Genomic DNA, 25661 nt, shown 5'->3' with positions numbered 1-25661 from the left:
CCTCCTTTTAATGAATAATTTTTTTATAATATCTTGCAATTTCTACCGTTTGTGGATTAAGACTACTTAGCTTCTTCGTTACTTGATGAAAATCGAATCTATGAATTTGTTCATTTCTAACTCCGACCATCACACCATAATGATTTTCCATAATGGATTGTGAAACAACTGCCCCTATTTTCGAAGCAATTAATGCGTCTTTAAACGATGGTCTGCCAGCTCTAATGTAAAAACCCATTATAGATTTTCTAACTCTTATGCCAGTTTCTCTTTCAATGGATGTTGCAATATCAAGAGATACTCCTTGATTACCTGATTGATAGTTTTTATCTTCATAAGCAGATTCAGAACACATAATAATCAAAGAATTTTTTTGCTTTAATTTTTCCTTTACTATATTGGTTATGTCACTCTTTTTCGTTGAATATTCTGGAATAATGGCTAAGTCACTCGCCCCAGCTAAAGCACTTTCTAATGCTAAATTCCCAGAATTCCCTCCTAATACCTCTACCATAAATATTCTTCCAGGCATATTAGCTGATGTATCATGTAATCCATATAATACTTCTATCATTTTATTTAAAGCTGTATCAAACCCAACACTGTAATCGCTACCATTTACGTCATTATCTACTGTCATTGGAACGAATATGGTATTGGTTCCTTCTATTTGTAATAGTTGTGCTGCTTTTTGAGAACCATTTCCACCACATACAACTAAACAATCAAAATTGTCTAATGCTAGTTTTCGACGCAATTGGTCTCTTCCTTCTTTTGTATAAGGAATTTTACTTCTACCTGTCTTAACCAAATGAATACCATCGAGTGCTCTATTTTCACAATACTTTTCTGTTAAATGAATTGGATCACTAGAAAGTATGCCGTTGTATCCTCCGTGAAAACCAAACAAATCAATCTGAGGGTTTTTAGCCATTATTTCAATAGTAGAATTGATACCTGCTCCATCTCCGCCACTTGTTATGAGTGCGACTTGTTTCATGGTCTATCATCCTCTATCAAGTTATTTAAATCGGCTATTGAATTCATGGTAGATATAGTATTTATTAAGCCGTTTTCTACAATTTTTACAATCATTTTAATGATTTCTAAATGCTGGTCATTATCAGTTGCTGAAAAACTAATCATGACTTTAACAGGCGATGAAGAGTCTTTAAAATAAACAGGTTTTTTTAGTGTAACTAAACTGACACCTACCTCTATTGCTCCATTTTCTGGTCTTGTATGTGGTATAGCAATACCAGGCGATATTACGATATAAGGACCATATTGCTGCACATTTTTGATTACTTCTGTAGCATATTTATCAGTCACATATCCGTTTTTTCTTAATAAAGCAACACTTTTATATATGGCGTCCTTCCAATCCTTTACCTCGACATTAAATTGAACATTGTCTTCGGTGAAATAAGATTCCTTCATATGTTAGTCTCCTTGTACTTACTTAAATTTCTTATAAAGTCCTCATAATTATAATTGGATATTAATTTGGTAATTCCAAATTCTTCTATTAAAAAATAGTAAAGTTGTTTGAAGATAACTTCCCAAGTTTTTTGTTTGTCTTTCGGTACACTTAGTACGATGACTACTTGTACTTTTTCTAGATCCCAAATAATAGGTTTCTTCAAAATACAAACTGCAATCGTTGTTTGCAACATATTATTATCTATTGGATGTGGAATAGCTAGTAAATTGCTGAGTTCTGTCGAAGCCATTCTTTCTCTTTCGTATATAGAATCTTTTGTATAATCATCGATGTATTGATTCGTTATCATAAGCTTAGTGATGAAATCTAATACTTCTTCTTTAGAGGGGAGATCTATATTTTTTACGAATAGCTCTTTCTTAAAAATGTTTCGATAGTTAATGATGTCTGCTTCATCCCTATCTTCAGTGAGTTTCTTTCTAATTCGTGAAAGTTCCTTGTTACTTAATATAGGACTAACTGTGAATATTTTGTCGGATGCTAAATCAATTGGGACTGTTGAAACGACTATATCTACGAGATTTAGCAAGGACTCATTAAATTCTGCAAAACTTATTGTTTCTACAACACTAACTTGCTGTCCATAATAATTTAATATTTTTTCTCGTATTAAGGATGCTGTAGCAAGGCCTGAACCACAAACGATCATAATTTTTTTAACATGTTGGTTATTCAACCCTTTTTTTTCAAGAGCTACGCCAAAGTGAATAGCTAAAAACCCGATTTCATTTTCATCAATGTGCAGATCTGTTATCTCATTGATTTTGTTGCTTGCAATAACAGCAAGCTGAAAAGCAAGTGGGTAATTATTTTTAATACTGCTAAGCACATCATTTCTGCTATTCATTTGATACTCTATTCTTTTTAAGGCCACACTTAGATGAATAATTAATCCATCAATTAGATTGTGGTCACTGCTAAGATCAATCGATGTTTTTTCTTTAATTTCAAAAAGAACCTTTTGTAACATTGTGTCTATTTTTTTGTAATCCTTATAATCGATATCCTTTCTATATAGCCTACTGCTAGCCAGAAGGTGCTGTGTAATATAAAATATTTCAGATTCAATATTAATACTTAATGAATAGTCGATTTCATGAATGATTTCACGTGCGACTTTGTATTCTTTCGTATTCTTTAAGTCCTCTGAAACTTTCACTTGATAAGCTAACAATCTGTTCTTCATAAATCGTCTGATGGTAATTTCTATATGAATAATCAAATTTTCAAGCGCAACATCTGTTAATTTTAATTGATTTCTTAACAATACTTGTAAGGTAATACTTTTTAAACGCTTAATTTCATTTTCAGGAAATAAGTCATTGTAGACATCAATGCTTTGATTGTTAAATAGATATTCCGAAATACAAAACCTAATTTTATCTTCGTTTCCTACTACTTTTACACCGTTAAATCTATCTGTTATAACCTCTAATCCATATTTAGAAATTTTTACTTTTACTAAGGATAAATAACTTTTCAAAGCGGAAAGGCTAATAAATAATTCTTCAGCTAATTCTTCTTGATGAATACTCGTGTCAGTAAGGCAGTTCATTAATATTTTTTTGATAATTTGTTCTTCTAAATCATTCCCTTCTGATGCATGATTTGTTCGATCTGGATTTTTTGTAACTTTTTGAAGATATTCGGTATATATTTTTTGAAAGGCATCCTCCTCACTAATTTCTAACTCATATCCTTTTCCTTTGTGTGAAACGATCTTTGCACCATTTTTTTCAATGGTTTCATTTATTTTTTTAATATCGTTTCTGATTGTTCTTGTTGAGACTTCCAATAGCAGGGCGAGACTTTTACCATTTTGAAACCCCTTACTATCGTGCAACAAATGAAGAATTTCCACCTCTCTTTTATTAAGTAGTTTCATTTTTCATTTGCCCCTTTCTGTTTAAAGTATAAGTAAGTGCTTACAATTGTTTAAGTTAGAATTTTTCCTCTTAAGCGGAAACACCATCTCCTTTTTACATTTTACCATCTCTGAATAAGTTGCTTATTCGCGCCACTAACTGGTTCCATAAAGTACTCTTCTGTAAATAATCATCTTGAATAAGGTCATTTCTATTCTCAGTAGCCATAATAATCACGTCTTCTGCTGAATTAGAGATAGATTCTTTATTTGTGGTTATTTCTCATGCAATTAGTAATTTTTCAAAACGGAAAAACTCTTTTCTTTTATAAACACAGGTTTTGATAGTGAAGAAAGTAATGATTGTATTATTGTTGTCATTGTTTATTTCCGTTGCATGTAGTAATTCAGAAAATGAAGTGGTAGTGATGCGAATTCTGCTAGTGTCACTTCTTGGGATAGTGAAGAAGCTAAGACACCTTTAATAGATGGATTCAACGAAGCACATCCTAAAATAAAGATTGAGTTTTCTCATGCTCTTCCTGTAGAAGATATATTTCTAATCTTCAAACACGCTCACATCTCACAAGCAAAAACGTATATTTTTTAAAGTGATAAAGAGAAATTTATCATAGAAAAGAAAGAGAGGTGATATAAAAAAATAAGGTGATTTTATGATGTGAAACTTATTTATTAATGAGTTGAAAAAATCGGCAGTTAAACATTCATAGTAGATCATAGGGTGGAAAAACTGGCCATTGTAGGATGCTAGTCACTTTCTTAGTTTGGTAGATTCTTAGATGATGACTAGAGACAAGAATAAAACTGTTAAATAACTAACTACTAACAACACTTTCAATAAGAAAAGAGGACTGAGAGTGTTGTTAGACAGTCTCTATAACAGTTATAAAGAGAAATTACCACTAAATAATAAAATGGCTGACAGAAAATCCTGCCAGCCCTTCTGCATTACAACCCTAACAAATTAGAAAGGAATAAACTAATTTCCGGAACATAGGTAACAACCATCAATAAAACAAACATGGCAACATAGAAAGGTATTAACGGTTTGATCAAACTTTCGACTTTTTCTTTTCCAACCATGGATCCAACAAATAAACCGGTTCCAACAAGTGGTGTAATCGTACCGACACATAAGTTTAGAATAAAGAATATGCCAAAGTGTACTGGATCAATGCCGATGCCTTCAGAAATCGGCAAGAAAATCGATGTGAATATTAGAATCGCTGGTGCAATGTCCCTGAACATACCAGATTAGTAGATAAATCGAGAATAAACTGACTCAGAGCATCAGGAATGCCGGTGAAAGCTATCGCAAACGACATCAGTGAAGATGCAGCAAGGAGTAACATGACAGAATAAAAAACGTAATGCTAGAATACTATGATCAAGCAGCTCTCAAGAAACATCGATAATATGTTGAAAAATCCATACACCGACTGGAGAAGCAACTGAGGCATCTGCTGTCTGTGTGGTTTATGCTTTATTTTTAGCGCTTGTTTATTATCGAACATTAACGATAAGCAATTATCTGAAGTTTTAATCAAAGCTGTAGAAATGTCTGATGTATTGTTTATTCTTATTTTTGTTTTTCCGAGTGGTGGCGGATCGATTGGAGCATTGGCACAATCCATTGGCTTTTTCACAGAATTAATGATTTTGTTAGTATTTTTAAATACTACATCCCAGAAACCGAAACAGATCAAATTTTTAAAAGTGATGACTAGAAGGAAAAAGACATATACTCACTAGATTGGCGTCACTAAAGTCCTCTGTTTCTGCTATTAATAATAAACATTAGCTGTTTAATAGCAGTCGGAGATTTTTATGTCATCAACTCGCTTATTGCATTTTTGTATAAACTATATTACTAGGTAGAAAAGAATTAAGCTTAGAATTCTCCGAGAGGAGCATGAAAAAACTCATCCATTATTTTAGGATATGCTCTTGGAATATTACAATTACAGGTGTCATTGAAGCTAACAAAAGAAAACTAAGTGTTACTTCATCACTACTATCTGCAATCACAACTTATCAATGAATTAATAATTAATAGGTAGGTACACAATAATATTGTGGATCTACCTATTTTTAATAAGCTTATATTCATGAATCATTACGAGTTTTTAGGATAGTTTTATTAATATGAGAACTTTCTGTCTGTTGAATCAAAATTTTAATAGTGCTAAAATTATATCACTCTATAATAGATGTATTATAGAGGGTTAATGCCATCCAATTAATTGTAAATTCATCGAAATGTTGTAATTTATCTATAGTTTAATAGTTATAAAATGAATGCGTTTTCTTTTTTTTAAATTTTAAGTACTAATACTAATTTTACTTCTATCTGTTAATTATATAATTTTGTTCAAGAGGGGGGAGTAAGTGAAAAAAAAATATAGTAGCTATCTCTATAGGTACCCCCTCTCACTTAAAAGTCGGCTTTATTGTATGTTATCAGCAAGTTCCATCATTCCCTTAGTATTGATAGGAATGATTTCAGTTTACTCGATATATTCAATACTAGTAAATAAAATTGACAAGGGTCTTGAAGAAAATGTAGAACAAGTGAGTTTAAGCCTAGAAAATACCCTAGAGAATATCAATTATACATCTCAACAGTTTACATTTAATGGTTTAATTGGACAAGACGTTTACAAATATTTAAGTTCGGATGATTTAGTGGAGAGAATTAAACAAACAAATCAGATTGATCACAACATATCTTTAATGAATTATACAAATCCCATAGTGGGTATGACACTATATTACGATGAGGAAAATAATACCCCTCTTTTTACTAATATGCAAACAGAGAATTTCCAATTAAAAGACTTACCTTTATTAACGACAATGCAGGGCAGCGATTTTTATGGTCCTCACGAGTCACAATATAAGAATAGTACAAACTCTGTATTTTCTCTTAGTAGAAAATTTGATATCACCAATGATGAGAGAACGTCCAATATAATAATATATATAGAAACTAATTTTAGCACATTTGAAAACATATTAAGTTCAATGCAATATGGAATGGATGCTTCCCATGTTTTAGTAAACAGTAAGGGCAAAGTCATTTATACAGAGAATAATAAGCTATTCTCAATAGGAAGTGATTATGATGTAAATAAGATGAAAGGTTATAAAACGTTTAGTAAGGAAAGTGGTCAAAACTGGATGATTGTAGCATTAATTGATAGAAATGATTATGGATATGAAATTAGAAAATGGTTATATACCTTTTTAGTGTTTGCATTATTATCCCTTTTTTGCAGTATAGTTATTGCAGTATTAATCAAAAAAATAGTTTACAAGCCGTTAAGCAAAATTAATCAAGGGATCTCCATGATTTCAGATACTCATTTAGATGTAAAAATGGATGCTAGTGGAATTAGAGAGTTCGATTCTATCATTTTTGAGTTTAATAACATGACAAATAAGATAAAAAAATTGGTTAAGAAGGTAGAGCAGGAAGAAAAGTATAAAAGCGAAGTTGAAATTGAAAAGTTAATGGCACAAATTAATCCTCACTTTTTATATAATTCTCTAAATACGATACAATGGCTATCTAGAATGGGGGAACAAGAAAGCACAGACCGATTTGTATCCCTGTTTATTAAGCTATTAAACTATAATTTAGCAAAAGGTGGTTATGTTGTATCAATTAAAGAGGAAATCAATTCGTTATTAGATTATATAGAATTACAGAAAATTAGATATAATAATATCTTTGAGGTTGAAATAAACGTGGATGAACATGTATGGGACTACAAAACACCAAGATTTCTGTTACAACCGCTTATGGAAAATGCATTGTACCATGGTTTAGAAGGTAATGAAGGTAAAATTGATGTTAACGTCACCAAAAGTAATTATGGCTTATTGATTGTAGTTACAGATGATGGGAAAGGGATGAATGACGCTGATATTGAAGAATTATTGACAGGTAAAAAAAAGAAATATGGATTAGGTATAGGCCTAAACTATGTTGATAAGATGGTTAAAAGCTATTTTGGGCCTTATAGTAAGCTAGAGATATCAAGTAAAAAGAATAAAGGAACAGAGATTAGAATCTCTTTACATTACAAGAAAGGGTGAAGAACCATGATTAAAGCCTTGATTGTAGATGATGAGCCTCTTGTTAGAAAGGGGCTTAATTTCGTTCTACCGTGGAATAAATATGGTATTAAAGTTATTGGTGAAGCAAATAGTGGGCATAAAGCACTCGATTTTATTGGAAAAAATAAAGTTGATTTAGTTTTTACAGACATTAGTATGCCTGAGATGGATGGGTTAGAGTTGTTAAAGGAAATTTCCCAACATTATCAAGATATTTCCGTTGTAGTATTAACATGTTATGAGGAGTTTAACTTTGTTCAAGAAGCATTACGCTTAGGGGCTATAGATTACATTCTAAAAACCCAACTTGAGAATGATAAAGTTGATGAAATTCTAGCACTAATAACAAAACGGCTTCACTTCAAACTGCAAGATAAAAAATTTAATAACTTTAAGAACGGACTTATGTATATTTCTCTAAATAAAAATAAGGATATTGAAATAAAGGAATGGTTAACGATACATACCAATCTTCCTGTTTCTGAAGGTGTTTGGTTTATCCCAATTTATGGTGACGGTGAGGAAATGGAAGAAGAAGTTCAAGAACAAGAAAAAATAAATGGCTATCAAGGGGGAGTAGTAGTAAAAGTTTATAATCTTGAAGGATATTCTTGGGAAAAAATATATAAACTGTTAAACCACTACATAGATAATGTGTTTTATTATGATTACAATCCCAATATGAAGATTTATGAATGTAATATTAACAATTTACAGGAAACTAACCCAATAGACTTGAGTAAATTAATCTCACAATGGTCGAGCTATGAATGGATGTTTAATGATGGATTGTTTCATGAATTACAATCTTTAGTTGAAAAGATGCGTCCATACCCAAGTGATATTAGGCAAATATTCTATGAGGCAATGTTTAAATGGACTGAAGAATTCGAAGTCAATCATTTTATCCATGAATGGTTAAGTAAATTTGATGCATTTCACTCATGGCATGATTGGAAATTGTGGTTAGTAGAAGTGCGTGAAGTTATAAAAAAAATATATAACTATAGTCAATACCCGGAAGAAATTGTTATTGGTATTTATAGGTCAATTGAGTATATGCGAACGCAAGAAAATCTTAATTTTACACAAGAGGATATTGCTGAAATTGCCTGCATGAGTAGAGTTTACTTTAGTCGCTATTTTAAAAAAATAGTTGGTACCAACTTTGCTGATTTTGTAAAGAAACTCCGTATTGATAAGGCAAAACACATTCTTTCCACATCGAATATGCCTATTTATGAAATTGCCGAACAAAATGGTTTCAAAGATGAGAGATATTTTAGTAGGTTTTTCCAAAATACTGTAAACTGCTTGCCTTCTGAATATAGAAAAAAGATGAAAGACCAAAAGAAGTATGAAAACCGTAAAAAATAATGCAGAAAACTGTTCAACTATTATTGTAAACGGTTACAATAATAACTATTTTTATTTACAGTTTTCTATCCCTTACATCTTACTTTTTACATTACAATTAAATTGTAAAAAACATTATGAAAAGAGAGGGGAAAAAAGTTGTGAGGAAATCATGGATATTTTTAACTTTATTATTTTTGTTAGCGATTACAGTATCCTGTAGTAAAGATGAATCTACTTCATCAGATGATAATAACCAAGAGCAAGGTGTGTCTGGTACTATTGAAATCACGATAGGTAAAGCAGGGAATTTAGACTCCGACCTACCTAATGGTGATACGGTTGAGGACAATGAATATACGAGATTTTTGGAAGAGGAACTGAATGTAGATTATACGCTTGCCTATCAAGGTAGCTCACAAGATATTGAGCAGAAAAATAGTTTAGCAATTGCTAGTGGGGATATACCGGACGTCATGGTTGTGGATAAAACACAACTTACACAGTTAGTCGAGGCTGATCTAATTGAGGATATGACTGATGCATTTAATAATGCAGTATCTGATGATTTAAGAAGTGCATTTGAAGATACGGGTGACTATGGTTTAGAACAAGCGACTTATGATGAAAGGCTAATGGCAATTCCTAATATTAACCCAGGTGCAGATGGGATTAATTTACTTTGGGTTCGTGAGGATTGGCTGGATCAACTTAACCTTGAAAAACCTGAAACCATAGAAGATATCATCGAAGTAGCTAAAGCATTTAAAGAACAGGATCCGGATCAGAATGGGAATGATGATACTGTTGGACTTCCAGGTAGTCAAGATATAGTGAACATTGGAAATAGTTTATTTGGATTTGATACTATTTTTAGCTATTTTAATGCCTATCCTGAAATGTGGATAAAAGATGAGAATGGAGATGTTGTTTATGGATCTATACAACCTGAAACAAAGGAAGCACTTGGAAAATTACGAGACATGTATGAGGAAGGTGTCTTTGAGTCAGAGTTTGGTGTGAAAAAACCTGAGGATTCGGAAGAACTTGTAGTCAGTGGAAAAACAGGTATTATCTTTTACCCTTGGTGGGCACCATTTTCGGTACTTCGAAGTCAGCTAGAACAGGATCCAAAGGCAGAGTGGACAGCATTATCTGCGCCAAAGAATACTCAAGGAACAATGAATACACACATGACAGCACCGAGTTCATCTTATTTAGTTGTTAAAAAAGGATTTGAAAAGCCTGAAGTTATTGTAGAAACATTAAACTATCAATTTGACATTGATCAGGTTCAGGGTGATGGTTATGGTTTCTATGAGGATGTAGAAGACATGGGATTTAACTGGGCAAATATGCCTTTCTCCTTATTATTAAGTAGATATGATGATAAAGAAGTGAAAGCAGCTCAGGTACGAGATGTGATAGAAGGAAATGCTTCAGCAGATGATTTAATGGGAGAACCAAAGAAAGTTTATGAAGATTATTTAATAAATCAAGAGAATCCGAAAAAGGATCTTTCTGCGTGGGCTCGAGCTAATGCTTTCTTGTCAGGCGCAGATGTTATCAATAAAACTGACGTAAACAAGATCCAGGGAGTATTTTATGGTCAAACAGAAACAATGGAAAAACGTTGGGCAAACCTGCAAACAATGGAAGATGAGGTATTTCTGCAGATAATTCTTGGCTCCGAGCCTTTAGATTATTTTGATGAGTTTGTTTCAAAATGGAAAAGCCAAGGTGGAGATACTATAACAAAAGAAGTAAGTCAAATTGTTAATGGGGAATAAAATTCACAAGCGAGAAATGGATTTATGGTGCCATTTCTCGCTTATCATTAATTAGTGACATTTGTTATAACGAGGAGTGGAAGAAATGCAGTATAAAGGAGTAACTATACACTACCATTTAATGTTACTACCAGGAATGATCATTTTATTCATTTACAATTTATTACCAATATCTGGTAATATTATGGCTTTTCAAGATTATATTCCTGCAAAAGGAATTTCCGGTTCAGAATGGATTGGATTTGAAAATTTTACTTACATGTTTGAATTAGAGAGTAGTAGAAGAGTATTTTTTAATACTATTTTTATTGCCAGTATGAAAATAATCATGAATATTATAGTTCCCGTAACATTTGCATTACTTTTAAATGAAGTAATATTTATGAAAATTAAAAGGTCGATTCAAACAATTGTTTATTTACCTCATTTTTTATCATGGGTAGTGCTCGCTGGTGTGTTAATAGATATGTTATCCGGAAATGGTTTAATAAATAAAGTAATTTCATTTTTTACAGGGGAAACGATGTTCTTTTTAGCAAGTAATACTTGGTTTCCGGTTGTAATTGTTTTAAGTGATGTTTGGAAGGAGTTTGGCTTTAATGCAATTATTATATTAGCTGCACTCACTGCTATTAATCCTGCATTATATGAAGCTGCTGATATAGATGGAGCTAGTCGTTTACGAAAAATTTGGCATATTACTTTACCGGGTATTGCGCCGACTATTGTATTATTATCAACATTAAGTATAGGTCAAATTCTTAATGCTGGATTTGATCAGATCTTTAACTTATATAATCCACTAGTCTATGAATCCGGCGATATTATTGATACTTATGTTTATCGTACAGGATTAATCAATGCCCAATTTGGTTTAGCTACTGCAGTCGGAATGATGAAAGCTGTTATTGGATTTGTGTTAATTATATTATCATATCGACTTGCATATCGATATGCAAATTATAGAATATTCTAGTTTTGAGATTGCATGAAAGGATGTGTTTAGATGGATCTTGTAGGAAAAAAAGCGAGTATATCAATGAATGTTAAAGGAAAAAAACTTAATATAACTGATATGATAATTCTAACAATTCTACTGGTAATATCCATTCTTTGTTTGCTACCAGTAATCCATATATTTGCTTTATCTTTTAGCAGTAGTTCTGCCGCCTCTGCAGGAATAGTTACAGTGTTTCCAATAGATTTTACGTTTGCGCCATATACACAAATAATTGATGATCCATATTTTTTTAATTCATTTTTTGTCTCTGTAAAGAGAGTATTACTTGGCGGAATTGTTAACTTTGTATTAACTGTAATGATGGCATTTGCTCTCTCTAATGAAAAATCAGAATTTCGAAGTCGAAATTTATATATGTGGATCATTGTTTTTGCTTTTATGTTTAATGGTGGTTTAATCCCAACGTATATGGTGGTACAGTCTACGGGTTTAATTGATACTTTATGGGCTTTGGTTCTTCCAACTGCCGTACCAATTTTTAATGTGATTATCTTAATGAACTTCTTTAGAGGGTTACCAAGGGCCTTAAAAGACGCTGCTATAGTTGATGGTTCTGGACCTTGGCGAATGCTTATTCAAATATATATACCTTTAGCACTTCCTGCAATTGCAACAGTAACTTTATTTAGCATTGTTATGCATTGGAATTCTTTCTTTGATGGATTGATCTATATGAATAAAACTGAAAATATGCCACTACAAACATATATTCAACAGTTAGTAATTCGTCCGGATGAAATTACCTCAGCCAATAAGGATGAGATAATGCAAAAAGCATCTAGTAGAACATTTAATGCTGCTAAGATAGTAGTTACTATGCTTCCAATTCTGGTGATCTATCCATTTCTTCAGAAGTACTTTGTAAAAGGTATTACATTAGGTTCTGTTAAAGAATAACTATTTAATGTTATGCAACTATAAAGAAAATCCTTAACAGTAGATGTAAAATTAGTCAGAGAAGTTGGGTGAAAATTATGAATTCTAGCCGATTTATGGGGCTATTTATTAAAGTCGCGGAATGGGTACTGAGGTTTACAGCTGTAAATTTATTATGGCTAATCTTTAATTTACCTATATTATTTTTGATGTTAAATTTTTTATTAATAACTAGTGTTAATCATCTAATAATTTTAGGTGTAACAGTAATAGGTCTCGCCCCTTTTATTTTCTTTCCAGCTACAACTGCCATGTTTGCGTTAATCCGGAAATGGACATTGGGACAAGATATCCCTATTATTAAACCATTTCTAAAGTATTATAAAGCGAATTATTTAAAGAGTATGTTTGGTGGGGGTATCATTTGCATAGTGTTGCTTGTGTTATCCATAGATTACTTTTATCTGAGAAATTATCTAAGCTTTAGTAATCCAGTTTTCACACTAGTTCTTTTTATGCTAATTAATATTTGTATAGTATTTACCCTACATTTTTTCTCTATAACTGTTCATCTGGATATGAAGTTAATGACCATTTTGAAAAATTCGCTATTAATTACTTTAGGGAAGCCTATTTTAACTCTCTCATTAGGAGTTGTTAGTTTTTTAATCATTTACATCAGTTTTGAAATCTTAACGTTTATGCTACCTTTTTTCATGGGATCGCTTATTGCTTTTAGCTCCTATATTTGTTTTACAAGTGTATATGACAAAGTTCAATCGGTTCAGGAAAGTGTGTGAATTATTTTAAAGGTAGGAAAAACGATATTTATAGATTGAGGGGGAGAAGGAATGATTAGGCAGGGACCAATTATAAAAGGTGAATGGGCCGACCCATTCATATTGAAGGATGGGGAAGATTATTATTTATATCCAACAAAAGATAGTGATGGTTGGTTATACGAAAAATTTCATGTATTTCATAGTACTGATTTAGTGAATTGGGATGGACCATACTTAGCTTTGGATTTGAATAATGTAAGATGGGCGAGTTCAAGGGCGTGGGCACCAGCTGTAAATAAGTACAATGGCAAATATTATATGTATTTTTCCGCTGAAGCACAAATAGGGGTAGCAGAATCTAACTCTCCCTTAGGTCCATTCCGAGATTTGCTTGGTTTTCCTTTAATTAAAAAGCATCAATACGATTGTCAAAGTATTGATGCTGACTTATTTATCGACAATAACCAACCATATTTATTATGGGGACAAGGTAAATGTTGGATCGTACCCTTAGAAGAAGATATGGTTACGTTTAAGTCTGAGCCAAAGCTATTATCCAAACAAATATATGAGAGCCATGGGAAAGACCCAGACGAATTTGATATTGGCATTTATAATGAAGGCCCACACTTGCAGAGATTGGGAGATACTTATTTACTAACTTGGAGTAATTATGATACACGTGATCCTAGATATCAAATTTGTTATGCGACAAGTCAAAGTATCTATGGTCCTTACGAAACTCCAGCAGATAATAGAGTGACACTTGCTTCAAAAGATGTTTTTGGAACTGGTCATGCTTCAATGACAGAATATAATGGGGAATGGTATTTAATATATCACCGGCTAATAGATCCCAAGAAGTCTTTATTGAGAGAGACTTGTATTAGTAGAGTGGATTTTATCGATGGCCGACCGGTTGTTAATGTGGATAAACAAATTAGATACACATAGATTAGATCAATAACATAGGTAGAGATATAACAAAAAAGGGCAAATATTAGGTATCATGGTTTCATTGTTAATTCTAATATATTCAATGAATATGGAATTACAATGCCTATCTAATTACAAATTATACAATAAAAGGCAATCAATTAATGACACTTATCTGAAGTATATAATTTTTTGAAACGTTTTTTACGATCCGCCGCTAAATCTAGTTGATTTTTTTTTGACAATGTTATTTCTAGTGCGCATATGATATCTTCTATCTCATCTCGTTCAAATTTCACAGAAGAAATTTCATCTTTTGATCGACTCGTAACCATAGTGTGGGTACCACTTCCAATATCCCCTTGCTTAAGGTTGTACAATGGCCGAAGTACCACGCTCACAAATAAAAATCCGAATAATAATGCCAGGATAAAGCTGAATAGTCTGCTGATACGTGTTACATACTGCGTCACTATTTCTGTCATTGGCATGATCCCCACGAATAACTGACTACTAATAACACTTTGACTGAAGGTGTAGTTAGACAGTCTATATAACAGTTATAAAGAGAAATGACCACTAAACAATAAAAAGGCTGACAGAAAATTCTGCCAGCCCCTCTATATTACAACCCTAACAAATTAGGAAGGAATAAACTAATTTCCGGAACATAGGTAACAACCATCAATAAAACAAACATGGCAACATAGAAAGGCATTAACGGTTTGATCAAATTTTCGACTTTTTCTTTTCCAACCATCGATCCAACAAATAAACCGGTTCCAACAGGTGGTGTAATCGTACCGACACACAAGTTTAAGATAAAGAAAATGCCAAAGTGTACTGGGTCAATACCAATTCCTTCTGCGATTGGCAGGAAAATCGGTGTGAATATTAGAATGGCTGGTGCAATGTCCATGAACATACCAATAATCAACAAGAAGATATTAATCAGTAACAAGATAATCAATGGATTAGTAGATAAACCGAGAATAAACTGGCTCAGAGCATCAGGAATGCCGGTGAAAGCCATTGCAAACGACATCAGTGAAGATGCAGCGATGAGTAACATGACAATACCAGACATTTCTACAGCTTTGATTAAAACTTCAGGTAATTGCTTAATCGTTAACGTTCGATAATAAACAAGTGCTAAAAATAAAGCATAAACTACACAGACAGCAGAAGCTTCAATTGCAGTAAATACTCCCGTCAAAATCCCACCGATAATAATGAAGATTAAGAGAATACTAGGGATTGCGTCTAAGATAATTTTCTTTTTATTTATGTTTGCGATTTCAGACTTTTGAACAATTGGATACTTTCGTTTTCTAGCAATAGTAAATGCAACCGCCATAATCGTTATCGCCCATAGTATGCCAATTAAGTATCCACCGACAAACAATGCTGCAATCGATGTACCTCCACTTATTAGCGAAAAGATAATAAACGCAGTACTCGGAGGTATTACCATTCCTGATGGGGCAGAAGCGATATTGACAGCTGCGGCGAATTTTCGACTATACCCCTCTTTTTCCTGTAAGGGTACCATGACTCCACCAATTGCGGTGGAAGCGGCAATAGCAGAACTGGAAATCGAACCAAACAAAGCGTTTCCTACTATATTCGTGTGGGCTAAAGATCCTGGTACTCTGCCGACTATCAGTTTTGCGAATTCTACTAATTTATGGGCGATCCCACCATTATTCATAATAACGCCTGACAGAATAAAGAAAGGTACCGCAATTAATGAAAAACTATTCAGGCTTGACACCATTTTCTGTCCAGCAGTAAAAACTGCAATATCAAGTGGTAGCATCAAGAGTACAGTGGCCAATGATGCTACGGCAATACATATAACAATCGGTATTCCGACTGCTAGTAATATAGCAAAAACAAGAACTAACATAATGCTAGCTTCTGCAACCATATTTAAGTCACCTACTTCTTTAAGAGTTTTCTTGTAGTAATTGTTTCGAATCGAGTAGGTCCATTAAATTAATGAAACAATATAATAGGATGGCTACTCCCGAAACAGGAAGGGATAAATACACATATCCCATCGGTAGATTAAGTGATGGCGAAATTTGTGCCATCGTCAGTGATACAGCTTTAAAACCTCCCATGATCATCATAGCAGCAAAGAGGATAAAGCTAATTTGCACGATAATCTCCAAGATTCGTTTTTTCGGTTCACTTTTTATCCTGTTACTAAGAAAAGTTATCGCAATATGGCTTTTTTTGCCGACGACATAGGCGCCTGCTAATAAAGAGAACCAGATTAAACCAAATCGAAGAAATTCGCCTGTTACGGAGCTTGGATTGTTCAAAATATATCGGCTGATCACCTGCCAGCTCGTGATAGCAACCATTATCATTAGCAATGTGCATGTAATAGTTTCCATCGTACGGTCAAGATATTTTCGCAACGTCTTGTTCATACACTTATTCTCCTTCTGAATGATGACTTTGATTTCGAATCGCTTCATATAGGTCACTTAATGTCTCATCTTGTTTAAACGATTCATGAATGGGTTGCACTTTCTCTAAAAAAAGCTCTTTCTCTACGTCATTGAAGGTTACACCGTATTCTTCTTCGGCTTCCTTTTTTTCTGCTTCCACTGCTTCTTTCCAAACTTGTTTTTCATATTCGGTGGATTCCTTAGCAGCTTCATGTACAGCTTGTTGTTGGTCTTCGGTTAGTTGCTTTAGTGCGTTATCACTCATAATCACAATATCTGGCACTCGTGTATGCTCATCGTAGGAATAATAGGAAGCCACATCTCCATGGCCTGCTGTAACAAGAGCAAACTCATTGTTCTCAGCGCCGTCAATAATGCCTTGTTGTAAAGATGTATATACTTCACCGCTTCCGAGTGGTACCGCGGTTCCACCCAGTAATTCGATCATTTGGATAGCGGTTTCACTTTCCATAACACGAATTTTCTTACCTTGAATATCCTCTGGTGTTTGGACAGGACCATCCGTTAAATAGAAACTACGTTGGCCTGAGTTATAGTAGGTCAATCCGATAAATCCTAAATCTTGAGTAGACTGATAAATCGGTTGCATAATTTCTTCGTTTTCCATGACACGGTTGAAATGATCAATATCATCGAAAAGATAAGGGATGCCGAAGACGGAATACTTATCGGAAAAACTCTCTAGTGCAGAACCGCCTACCTTGGTAATATCAATTGCCCCTGTTTGAGTTAATTCAATTAATTCACGTTCCCCGCCGAGTTGTCCATCAGGGAAATATTCCACACTTACTTGTCCATTTGTCTTTTCATCTACTAGTTCTCCGAACTTTGCCATAGCATCTTTCACCGGCTGAGCATTACTAGCATAAGCAAAGCGTAAGACGACATGCTCATCTGCATGTGTTTGTTTATTGCATCCGGTTACAAAAAGCATGATGCAGAGACTAAATAGAAACCATAAAATTGTTCGTTTCATCATTGTACCCCCAAGCACTTAGTTTCTTTGATGTTTAATGGGAAATCCCTTACATTTGTGGGAAAGTTACATAATTCGACTCCGATTATACTAACGAATAAAAATAAAGTCAAAAAATAATGTTTATATGTTTTTGTTTTAGTGGTTTTGTTTGTGTTTAATAATTATGAAGAATGATGAAAAAAGTATTGACAAAACAAAACTTAATAAGTAAACTAGTAGCCAAGTTATATGTAAGCGATTTTTTATCTAAAAATGATGAGCGCTCATCATTTTAATTCAACAGAGTAGATGGAGGAAATTGGTGAGAGAAATGAAGGTAACCGCAAAGACTATCGCTAAACAACTAAATATGTCAACAGCTACGGTAGATAGAGTATTACATAATAGAGGAGGTGTTAGTCCAAAGACTGCCAAGAAAGTATTGGACAAAGCAAAAGAGCTTAATTACAAGCCGAATAAATCAGCAAGTTTTTTAGCGAAAAAGAAATCGATACAAGTGGCTTGTGTTTTCCCTGAGTATCCAGAGTACTTTTGGGAAGAAATAGAAGGCGGGATCAAAACAACTCTCGAAGATATTAAGGATTATGGATTTCATGTAGATATCTTAAAAACTCCTCATACCATCCATAAACAGGTGGAGGTAGTAGAAAACATTATTCAGTCCCAAAAGTATGACGGACTTGTTATTTGCCCGACGGATGGTGTTCCGCTTGCAAAAATTATAGAATCAGGAATCAACAATGATTTTCCGATTTTTACATTCAACAATGATTCGCCATCAAGCAAGCGAATTTCGTACGTAGGGGCAGATTATAATGATGCAGGGAGATTAGCTGGAGAGTTAGCTGTCAAACTGACAGGTACATCAAAAAAATTCGCGATTATTACTGATGAAGCAGACACCTTCCAAATGAAACAAAAACGAAGAGGATTCGAAGCATTTGCTCTCGAAAACAAGCAAGTTGAATTTGTCAAAATGCTTAAATTGGATAATCAACATATGGATGTATCATTACAAAAAATAAAACAGAATATTTTGGATGTAGATGGTATCTATGTTGCATGCGGTGCATTAGACGAAGTTGCAAAAATAGTAAAAGAGATAGAGACAGATAAACCTGTCCTCATCGGTCATGATATGAGTGAAGCGATATATCAGCAATTACAGAATGATATTGTGGCAGCTACCATTTGCCAGGACCCCTTATACCAGGGGAGTTTAGCAATACGTTTAGCATTTAATTATTTGATGTTAGAAAAATATCCTGAGAAGCAAGATAACATTGTAAAGTTGGAAATTGTTACGAAAGGTAATGCCAAATATTATTTAAAATAAAATTTGGCTGTCTTAAATGAGGTTCGCTCATCATATATTTGAATAATACATGCGGTAAAATGAGTGTTTTTTATACAAAGAAATGAGGAGCGCTAATCATTTCAAGGAGGTGTTAAACAAGGTATAACAAATCCATAGATTGTTGTTATGTTTAGTTTGGAAGCGTAATCAAATAAAAGGAGTGTAAAAATGAAGAATAAAATAGTTGTTAGTTTAACTTTGATTTTATTTTTAGTTGTGTTAACTGCATGTGGAAATAGTGAGGAGAATACACAGCAAGAAGAGAATGATGGGAAACAGGAAATTTTATTATGGCATTACTACACTGGATCCGAAGAAGCGTTAAACGAAATTTTAGCAGATTATAATGAGTCTCAAGATGAAGTAGAAGTAGTAGCGGAATATGTCCCATTTGATGAGATGAATAGACAATTATCTGTGGGAACAGCTGGCAATACGTTACCTGATGTTGTTATTGCAGATACGGTCAACAATGTTTCGATGGCATCGATGGGAATTTTGGCTGATATTACAGACTATGTAGAAGAGTGGGGAGAAGCGGACCAATTCTTAGAAGGACCTTTTAATTCTACAATATATGAGGGCAAACAGTATGGGCTACCGCTCACTACAAATTCGTTAGGTTTATTCTACAATAAAAAAATGTTAGAAGAAGCTGGGATTGAAGAGCCTCCAACAACATGGGAGGAATTAGAAGAAACAGCAGCAGCTTTAACAACTGATGAAACTAAAGGATTTGGTTTATCTGCTGTCAGATCGGAAGAAGCAACCTTTCAATTCTATCCTTTCATTTATTCGGCGGGAGGAACCTACAAAGAATTGGATTCTCCGGAAGTGGCAGGTACTTTTGATTTCTTGAAAAACATGTTTGACCAAGGTTATATGAGTCAAGATATCTTAACCGCAACACAGGATGACCTGACACGCATGTTTATCGAAGAAAATTTAGCAATGATGATAAATGGCCCATGGATGATTGAACGAATTCAAGAAAATGAGGATTTAGATTTTGGTGTTACCAATATTCCAAAAGATCAAGAATTTGCTTCTGTTACAGGTGGAGATAATATTTCGATCACAGAAACTGGCAATCACGAGGCTGCCTGGGATTTTATAACATGGTTGTTTGAACCTGAGCAAAATGAAAGATTCGCAATGGAAACTGGTTATTATCCAACAAGATCGGATGTATTAAATGAAGCAGATTATTGGAAGAATGAAGAGGTTGTAAAAGAGTTCATTCCAATTATGGAAGTGGCTGAGGCTCGTGGACCTTCACCAGACTGGCCGGGCGTATCAGAAGAAATTCAACTGGCGATTCAAAAAATCTTAACAGATGAACAACCAGTAGAGGACGCCTTAAGTGAAGCAACTGAAAATATAGCAGAAATTGAAGCATCAGAGTAATTAATTGGAGGCAGTATGTATCTTATTAGGTAAACACTGCCTCTCCAAACAGAAGAAACAGGAGTGATGAGAAGTAATGGACAGTGTATTTACAGTACAAGGAAATCGACTTATACGGGAATTTGATGGTGAGAAAGTATGGATTGAACCATGGGGAGAAAATAGTCTAAGAGTACGGTCTACTTATTTATCCTCCATGACCGAAGAGGATTGGGCGTTATTGCCGCAGTCAAATATAAATACAAATATTACAGTAGAAGAAGACCGTGCCATCATAGAAAACGGCAAAATTCGTGCGGTTATTTCAGAGGGAGGTGCAGGTAAAGTCACCTTTTATAATCAGAAAGGTGAGATTTTGCTTCAAGAATATGTACGGAATCGTAAAAATTTAAAAGAATTCACAAGTGCATTGAAAATAGATGCCAGAGAATTCAAAGCAAATCTTGGCGGGGATTTTCAGTTAACACAAAGGTTCGAATCAGATCCAAATGAAAAACTATATGGGATGGGGCAATATCAGCAGCCGTTTTTGGATTTGAAAAACTGTACATTAGAGTTGGCGCATCGTAACTCACAAGCAAGTGTACCTTTTGCTCTCTCCAGTTTAGGGTACGGTTTCCTCTGGAATAATCCAGCAATTGGACAGGTTACCTTTGGCAAAAATGTAACGGAGTGGGTGGCTAATTCCACTAAACAACTTGATTTTTGGATTACTGCTGGCGACTCACCAGCAGAAATTGAAGAAGCTTATGCAAGAGCAACTGGTACTGTTCCCATGATGCCTGACTATGGAATGGGCTTTTGGCAATGTAAACTCCGATATCAAACACAAGAGGAGTTATTGGAAGTTGCTCGTGAATATAAAAGGAGAGAGCTACCAATTGATGTAATTGTAATTGATTATTTCCATTGGCCAACACAAGGTGATTGGAAATTCGATTCAGATTATTGGCCGGACCCAGAAGCGATGGTAAAAGAGTTAGAAGAAATGGGTATCGAGTTAATGGTTTCGGTCTGGCCAACAGTTGACAAAAAAAGTGAAAACTATCAGGAAATGTTACAGAAAGGTTATTTGACGAGAACGGAGAAAGGTATACGTATTACTCATGATTTCTTAGGGAATACCGTTTATTTTGATACCACCCACCCTGGTGCTAGAGAATTTGTTTGGGAAAAGGCAAAGAAAAATTATTATGACAAGGGTATTAAATTATTTTGGTTAGATGAGGCAGAACCGGAGTATAACGTGTATGACTTTGAGAATTATCGTTATCATATTGGTTCCAATGCACAAGTTGGCAATATCTATCCGATGATGTTTTCTAAGGCATTTTATGATGGAATGGCAGAAGAAGGACAAGAAAATATCGTAAATCTTGTACGCTGTGCTTGGGCAGGCAGTCAACGCTATGGTGCCCTAGTTTGGTCAGGGGATATTGATTCCAGTTTTGAATCATTAAGGAACCAATTTAATACGGGACTTAATATGGGATTAGCTGGTATACCGTGGTGGACTACTGACATTGGTGGATTTCAGGGGGCTTATACAGAAGATCCTGATTTTAGAGAATGTATGATTAGATGGTTTCAATATGGTGCATTTTGTCCAGTGTTCCGACTTCATGGAGATCGAGAACCTCATTCAGAGCCACTCGGATCAAGTGGTGGTGGTATTTGTCCAAGTGGTGCAGACAATGAAGTGTGGAGTTATGGAGAGGAAGCCTATCACATTTTTAAGAAATATATGTTGATGAGAGAACGACTTAGACCATATATCAAAGAATTGATGAAAGAAGCACATGAAAAAGGTACACCATTGATGAGACCACTGTTTTACGATTTTTATTCTGATCAACGAGCTTGGAATGTAGAGGACTCATATATGTTTGGGCCAGATTTGCTTGTGGCACCGGTATTATATGAAGGAAAGCGATCTAGAAATGTTTATTTACCAGAAGGTGCAACATGGACAAACGCACATACAGGTGAAGTGTTTGATGGTGGTCAACAGGTAGAATGTGATGCATCGCTTGATACGATTCCGTTATTTTTAAAAGATGATGCGAAATTACCTATAAAAGAATAGGTAGTAATGAAAATTCTGTAAGAAAGGAATGAGGTGCTCCGAGTGTGGAAGAAACTTAGAAAGCAAGCAGGAGGTTATTTGTTTGTGCTCCCTGCTGTTATATTTATGCTGCTGTTGATAGGCTATCCGTTGCTGTACAATATTATTCTTAGCTTTCAAAATGTTGATTTAAGTAATTTAGCAGGAGGTAATAGAGAATTTGTGGGCTTTGATAACTATCGAACTGTCGCAGAGGAAGATGTGTTTGGTATTTCCATAAAAAATACGTTGATATACACCGTAGGCAGTGTATTTTTTCAAGTAATTATTGGATTCTGTCTTGCTTCGTTTTTTAGTATGAAATTTAAGTTAGCGGGTTTCTTAAGAGGTATTATGATGATCAGTTGGCTGATTCCTATGACGGTTACAGCTTTATTGTTTAAATTTATGATGGGATCTGAAGAAGGAATACTGAACCAGATGTTAATGACATTTCATTTTATCGAAGACCCAATTGGGTGGTTATCTAGTCCTGACATCGCGCTGTGGAGTGTAATCATAGCTAATATCTGGATCGGTATTCCGTTTAACATGTTATTGTTATCCACTGGGTTAAGCAGTCTGCCACAGGATGTTTATGAAAGTGCCAGCCTGGATGGAGCGAATTGGTGGCAAAAGCTTGTTCATATTACATTACCATTATTAAAGCCGGTAATCATGGTGGTATTAATGCTTGGCTTTATTTATACATTTAAAGTTTTTGATGTTGTGTATGTCATGACTGGTGGAGGACCAATTAATTCAACAGAGGTACTCTCGACCTTGGCCTTTAGGTATTCATTTAGTGATTTTGATTTCAGTTTAGGTGCAGCTGTCGCTAACGTGCTATTTATCATATTATTCGTGATTAGTTTAATTTATCTACGAATGATTAAGAAAGATGAGGCGATATAGATGAGTCATAGAAAAAGTTGGATACTAAGCATAGTAGGTATTGTGATTGTTGCCTTGTTTCTCTTTCCAGTTTATTGGATGGTGATAACTGCCTTTAAAGCACAAACGGAAATATTTCAAACACCACCTACATTATTTCCGCAAAATTTTCAGATCGATAGTTTTATAGCAGTCATGCAAGGGGATGTCGGACAGTATTTTCTTAATAGTGTCATTATTGCTGGTCTGGCAACCTTGGTTGTTTTATTATTAGCGGTGCCATCAGCATATGGCTTGGCAAGATTTAAGATTAAGGGAGTTTCATCCATGATGCTTATTTTTCTTGTCACTCAAATGTTACCTGCTACGGTTGTATTAACTCCGCTATTCATTGTGTTCAACAATTTAGGGTTGTTAAATACGTATGTTGCCCCCGTACTGGCAACAGCTACTCTAGGAGTACCTTTTTCTGTATTATTACTAAGAACCTTCTTTATGGGTATACCAAAAGAATTAGAAGAAGCGGCTAATATAGATGGTTGTAGCCGTTTAAGAGCATTTTTGCAAGTGATAATTCCGATCTCCCTACCAAGTGTATTAGTATGTGGAGCAATTTCTTTCTTTTTTGCTTGGGGCGATTTAATTTTTAGTATTACATTTAACAGAGATCAAGAATTATGGCCGCTTACGGCAGGTATTTTTAATGCGGTAGGACGCTATGGGATCGAATGGAATAACTTAATGGCATTTGCTACGATTTCCGTCTTGCCTGTAATTATCATCTTTGTTCTTCTGCAAAAACATTTAGTGGAAGGGTTAGTAAGCGGATCTGTTAAGTAGTTTAATAGAGAGAGAATGATGATACTGAGGATTGCTTTAAAATCAGTATGAGACTAAAAACGGTACATGAATCAGGAGTACAAGGAAGAATGAGAAAACGAGGTAGAACCTTTTGTAGTAGGGTTGTACCTCGTTTTTTACTTGTTGAAATCAGATGTCGAATTGGTTACATTAACTAGTTCTAAATCCTGTTCACTAATCAAGTAGTTTTTAAGAGAATGAAGGGAAAGAGTGTGACGGTTACTTCTAAGATAGATAATTATCAGATATGTCTAAAAACATGATAAACTACATATAAATCAAGGTAGTTTCATAAAAGGAGGTTTTTTATGAGTGCACGAACACTAGTAATAAATATGAACTTAGATGAAAACCTGTTCAATGAAATCAAGCAGGAAATCCCTGACTGGAACGTCATCGCAAACAAAGACACTGACAAGATTCAGGACGAAATGGCCGAGGCGGAGGTAGTGCTGCATTGGAAAAGAGCTGCTGCACCGGTTTTGTTGGAGGAAAATAAGCGTTTAAAATGGGTTCAAACCTGGAGTGCAGGAGTTAACGGTCTTCCGCTCGAACCTTTACAACAAAAAAACGTGACATTGACGAGTGCAAACGGCGTACATGCCTATCCGATTTCCGAAACGATTTTTGCTCTTATGCTGGGTTTAACTCGAAAAATTCATACATATGTGCGCCAACAGCAGGAGAAAACGTGGCACAATGCGGGGATAAAATTAGAAATGCACGAAAAAACGATTGGCATTATTGGTGTCGGTGCTATTGGTCAAGAAACAGCTAAAATTGCCAAAGCTTTTGGCATGAAAGTACTTGGTGTTCGTCATTCAGGTAAACGAGCAGATCATGTTGATGAAATGTATACACCTGATCAATTAGCTGATATTTTACCTCTATGTGACTATGTTGTCATTACACTTCCGTTGACAGAAGAAACAACAGGCATGTTTGGGGCAGAAGAGCTCCGTCTAATGAAAAATAGTGCGTTTCTAATTAACATTGGAAGGGGACCGATTGTGAAGGAGGACGAGCTCATTCAAGCGTTGGAAAATCATGAAATTGCCGGAGCTGGACTTGACGTGTTTCAGGCGGAACCTTTACCAGAAGACAGTCCATTATGGACTATGGATAACGTCATCGTAACCCCGCATACTGCAGGAGCAACAGAACACTATACAGAGCGTGTTATTCGAGATATTTTTATTCCTAACTTAAGGCATTACCTTGAGTCTAGTACACCAAATATGAATGTTGTAGATTATGAGAAGGGGTATTAGGCAGAAGATACTGAATCCGTATCTATATTAATA

At 34.6% G+C, this 25661-nt stretch carries 21 protein-coding genes; 13 read left to right on the top strand and 8 right to left on the bottom strand.

All coding sequences use genetic code 11. From position 1 onward, the window contains the following. Window positions 1–7: 7 nt before the first annotated feature. The 4 genes from GI584_RS19415 to GI584_RS19400 all read right to left on the bottom strand — a co-directional run bounded on the left by GI584_RS19415 (window position 8) and on the right by GI584_RS19400 (window position 4637). Window positions 8–1000: a 6-phosphofructokinase gene (locus GI584_RS19415; RefSeq protein ID WP_153792274.1), complete on the bottom strand. Its 993-nt coding sequence runs from the start codon at window positions 998–1000 to the stop codon at window positions 8–10. Continuing rightward, complete coding sequence (locus tag GI584_RS19410) at window positions 997–1440, bottom strand: PTS sugar transporter subunit IIA (protein WP_153792273.1); 444 nt, start codon at window positions 1438–1440, stop codon at window positions 997–999. The genes GI584_RS19415 and GI584_RS19410 overlap by 4 nt, the downstream gene beginning before the upstream one ends. After that, window positions 1437–3389, bottom strand: coding sequence for a BglG family transcription antiterminator (locus GI584_RS19405; RefSeq protein WP_153792272.1), 1953 nt, complete (start codon window positions 3387–3389; stop codon window positions 1437–1439). The genes GI584_RS19410 and GI584_RS19405 overlap by 4 nt, the downstream gene beginning before the upstream one ends. A 948-nt stretch (window positions 3390–4337) precedes the next feature. Then, on the bottom strand, window positions 4338–4637 hold the full coding sequence (locus GI584_RS19400) for a TRAP transporter large permease subunit (RefSeq protein ID WP_228552281.1): 300 nt from the start codon (window positions 4635–4637) through the stop codon (window positions 4338–4340). Window positions 4638–5777: 1140 nt separating this feature from the next. Between GI584_RS19400 and GI584_RS19390 the strand changes: the two genes are divergently transcribed. The 7 genes from GI584_RS19390 to GI584_RS19360 all read left to right on the top strand — a co-directional run bounded on the left by GI584_RS19390 (window position 5778) and on the right by GI584_RS19360 (window position 14290). Continuing rightward, window positions 5778–7490, top strand: a complete 1713-nt coding sequence (locus GI584_RS19390) for a cache domain-containing sensor histidine kinase (RefSeq protein ID WP_153792271.1) — start codon at window positions 5778–5780, stop codon at window positions 7488–7490. A 6-nt stretch (window positions 7491–7496) separates the two neighbouring features. Then, entirely contained in the window at window positions 7497–8888 is a 1392-nt protein-coding gene (locus GI584_RS19385; protein WP_153792270.1) for a response regulator transcription factor, read from the top strand. A 140-nt stretch (window positions 8889–9028) separates the two neighbouring features. Beyond that, window positions 9029–10657: an extracellular solute-binding protein gene (locus GI584_RS19380; RefSeq protein WP_194842049.1), complete on the top strand. Its 1629-nt coding sequence runs from the start codon at window positions 9029–9031 to the stop codon at window positions 10655–10657. 85 nt (window positions 10658–10742) lie between these two features. Then, entirely contained in the window at window positions 10743–11633 is an 891-nt protein-coding gene (locus tag GI584_RS19375) for an ABC transporter permease (RefSeq protein ID WP_153792268.1), read from the top strand. Between the two features lie 30 nt (window positions 11634–11663). Then, a complete protein-coding gene (locus GI584_RS19370) occupies window positions 11664–12575 on the top strand; it encodes a carbohydrate ABC transporter permease (RefSeq protein WP_228552280.1) in 912 nt (303 codons plus the stop codon). Between the two features lie 77 nt (window positions 12576–12652). After that, window positions 12653–13354, top strand: coding sequence for a YesL family protein (locus GI584_RS19365; protein WP_153792267.1), 702 nt, complete (start codon window positions 12653–12655; stop codon window positions 13352–13354). Window positions 13355–13405: 51 nt separating this feature from the next. Next, window positions 13406–14290, top strand: a complete 885-nt coding sequence (locus GI584_RS19360) for a family 43 glycosylhydrolase (RefSeq protein WP_153792266.1) — start codon at window positions 13406–13408, stop codon at window positions 14288–14290. A 143-nt stretch (window positions 14291–14433) separates the two neighbouring features. On the opposite strand, the gene GI584_RS19355 is transcribed toward GI584_RS19360, so the two are convergent. The 4 genes from GI584_RS19355 to GI584_RS19340 form a co-directional block, all read right to left on the bottom strand. Then, window positions 14434–14757 (bottom strand): sensor histidine kinase family protein, encoded by a 324-nt coding sequence (locus GI584_RS19355; protein WP_153792265.1) that lies wholly within the window; start codon window positions 14755–14757, stop codon window positions 14434–14436. Between the two features lie 140 nt (window positions 14758–14897). Beyond that, window positions 14898–16202 carry a TRAP transporter large permease gene (locus GI584_RS19350; RefSeq protein WP_153792264.1) on the bottom strand — a complete coding sequence of 435 codons (1305 nt, stop codon included), beginning with the start codon at window positions 16200–16202 and terminating at the stop codon, window positions 14898–14900. 19 nt (window positions 16203–16221) lie between these two features. After that, the gene (locus GI584_RS19345) at window positions 16222–16713 is read right to left on the bottom strand and encodes a TRAP transporter small permease (RefSeq protein WP_153792263.1); all 492 of its coding nucleotides are present in this window, start codon (window positions 16711–16713) and stop codon (window positions 16222–16224) included. 4 nt (window positions 16714–16717) lie between these two features. Then, entirely contained in the window at window positions 16718–17731 is a 1014-nt protein-coding gene (locus GI584_RS19340) for a TRAP transporter substrate-binding protein (RefSeq protein ID WP_153792262.1), read from the bottom strand. 313 nt (window positions 17732–18044) lie between these two features. Here GI584_RS19340 and GI584_RS19335 point away from each other — a divergent pair, with 313 nt between their 5' ends. The 6 genes from GI584_RS19335 (at window position 18045) to GI584_RS19310 (ending at window position 25628) form a co-directional block, all read left to right on the top strand. Continuing rightward, entirely contained in the window at window positions 18045–19070 is a 1026-nt protein-coding gene (locus GI584_RS19335) for a LacI family DNA-binding transcriptional regulator (protein WP_228552443.1), read from the top strand. A 189-nt stretch (window positions 19071–19259) separates the two neighbouring features. After that, window positions 19260–20498, top strand: a complete 1239-nt coding sequence (locus tag GI584_RS19330; protein WP_153792260.1) for an ABC transporter substrate-binding protein — start codon at window positions 19260–19262, stop codon at window positions 20496–20498. Between the two features lie 76 nt (window positions 20499–20574). Beyond that, window positions 20575–22584 carry a glycoside hydrolase family 31 protein gene (locus GI584_RS19325; RefSeq protein WP_100359178.1) on the top strand — a complete coding sequence of 670 codons (2010 nt, stop codon included), beginning with the start codon at window positions 20575–20577 and terminating at the stop codon, window positions 22582–22584. Window positions 22585–22626: 42 nt separating this feature from the next. After that, a complete protein-coding gene (locus tag GI584_RS19320) occupies window positions 22627–23517 on the top strand; it encodes a carbohydrate ABC transporter permease (protein WP_100359179.1) in 891 nt (296 codons plus the stop codon). Then, a complete protein-coding gene (locus GI584_RS19315; RefSeq protein ID WP_153792259.1) occupies window positions 23518–24336 on the top strand; it encodes a carbohydrate ABC transporter permease in 819 nt (272 codons plus the stop codon). Window positions 24337–24665: 329 nt separating this feature from the next. Then, window positions 24666–25628 (top strand): D-2-hydroxyacid dehydrogenase, encoded by a 963-nt coding sequence (locus GI584_RS19310; protein WP_153792258.1) that lies wholly within the window; start codon window positions 24666–24668, stop codon window positions 25626–25628. The last annotated feature ends 33 nt before the right edge of the window (window positions 25629–25661 follow it).

Origin of the sequence: Gracilibacillus salitolerans (assembly GCF_009650095.1) — a bacterium.
GTDB classification, from domain to species: domain Bacteria; phylum Bacillota; class Bacilli; order Bacillales; family Amphibacillaceae; genus Gracilibacillus; species Gracilibacillus salitolerans.
This window is presented reverse-complemented; position numbering and strand designations above follow the sequence as displayed.

Bases quoted from the DNA above. Each gene is read 5' to 3' on its own strand.
- GI584_RS19415 (WP_153792274.1), bottom strand. From the start codon at position 1,000: ATGAAACAAGTCGCACTCATAACAAGTGGCGGAGATGGAGCAGGTATC.
- GI584_RS19410 (WP_153792273.1), bottom strand. From the start codon at position 1,440: ATGAAGGAATCTTATTTCACCGAAGACAATGTTCAATTTAATGTCGAG.
- GI584_RS19405 (WP_153792272.1), bottom strand. From the start codon at position 3,389: ATGAAACTACTTAATAAAAGAGAGGTGGAAATTCTTCATTTGTTGCAC.
- GI584_RS19400 (WP_228552281.1), bottom strand. From the start codon at position 4,637: ATGTTCAGGGACATTGCACCAGCGATTCTAATATTCACATCGATTTTC.
- GI584_RS19385 (WP_153792270.1), top strand. From the start codon at position 7,497: ATGATTAAAGCCTTGATTGTAGATGATGAGCCTCTTGTTAGAAAGGGG.
- GI584_RS19375 (WP_153792268.1), top strand. From the start codon at position 10,743: ATGCAGTATAAAGGAGTAACTATACACTACCATTTAATGTTACTACCA.
- GI584_RS19370 (WP_228552280.1), top strand. From the start codon at position 11,664: ATGGATCTTGTAGGAAAAAAAGCGAGTATATCAATGAATGTTAAAGGA.
- GI584_RS19365 (WP_153792267.1), top strand. From the start codon at position 12,653: ATGAATTCTAGCCGATTTATGGGGCTATTTATTAAAGTCGCGGAATGG.
- GI584_RS19360 (WP_153792266.1), top strand. From the start codon at position 13,406: ATGATTAGGCAGGGACCAATTATAAAAGGTGAATGGGCCGACCCATTC.
- GI584_RS19355 (WP_153792265.1), bottom strand. From the start codon at position 14,757: ATGACAGAAATAGTGACGCAGTATGTAACACGTATCAGCAGACTATTC.
- GI584_RS19350 (WP_153792264.1), bottom strand. From the start codon at position 16,202: ATGGTTGCAGAAGCTAGCATTATGTTAGTTCTTGTTTTTGCTATATTA.
- GI584_RS19345 (WP_153792263.1), bottom strand. From the start codon at position 16,713: ATGAACAAGACGTTGCGAAAATATCTTGACCGTACGATGGAAACTATT.
- GI584_RS19340 (WP_153792262.1), bottom strand. From the start codon at position 17,731: ATGAAACGAACAATTTTATGGTTTCTATTTAGTCTCTGCATCATGCTT.
- GI584_RS19335 (WP_228552443.1), top strand. From the start codon at position 18,045: ATGAAGGTAACCGCAAAGACTATCGCTAAACAACTAAATATGTCAACA.
- GI584_RS19330 (WP_153792260.1), top strand. From the start codon at position 19,260: ATGAAGAATAAAATAGTTGTTAGTTTAACTTTGATTTTATTTTTAGTT.
- GI584_RS19325 (WP_100359178.1), top strand. From the start codon at position 20,575: ATGGACAGTGTATTTACAGTACAAGGAAATCGACTTATACGGGAATTT.
- GI584_RS19315 (WP_153792259.1), top strand. From the start codon at position 23,518: ATGAGTCATAGAAAAAGTTGGATACTAAGCATAGTAGGTATTGTGATT.
- GI584_RS19310 (WP_153792258.1), top strand. From the start codon at position 24,666: ATGAGTGCACGAACACTAGTAATAAATATGAACTTAGATGAAAACCTG.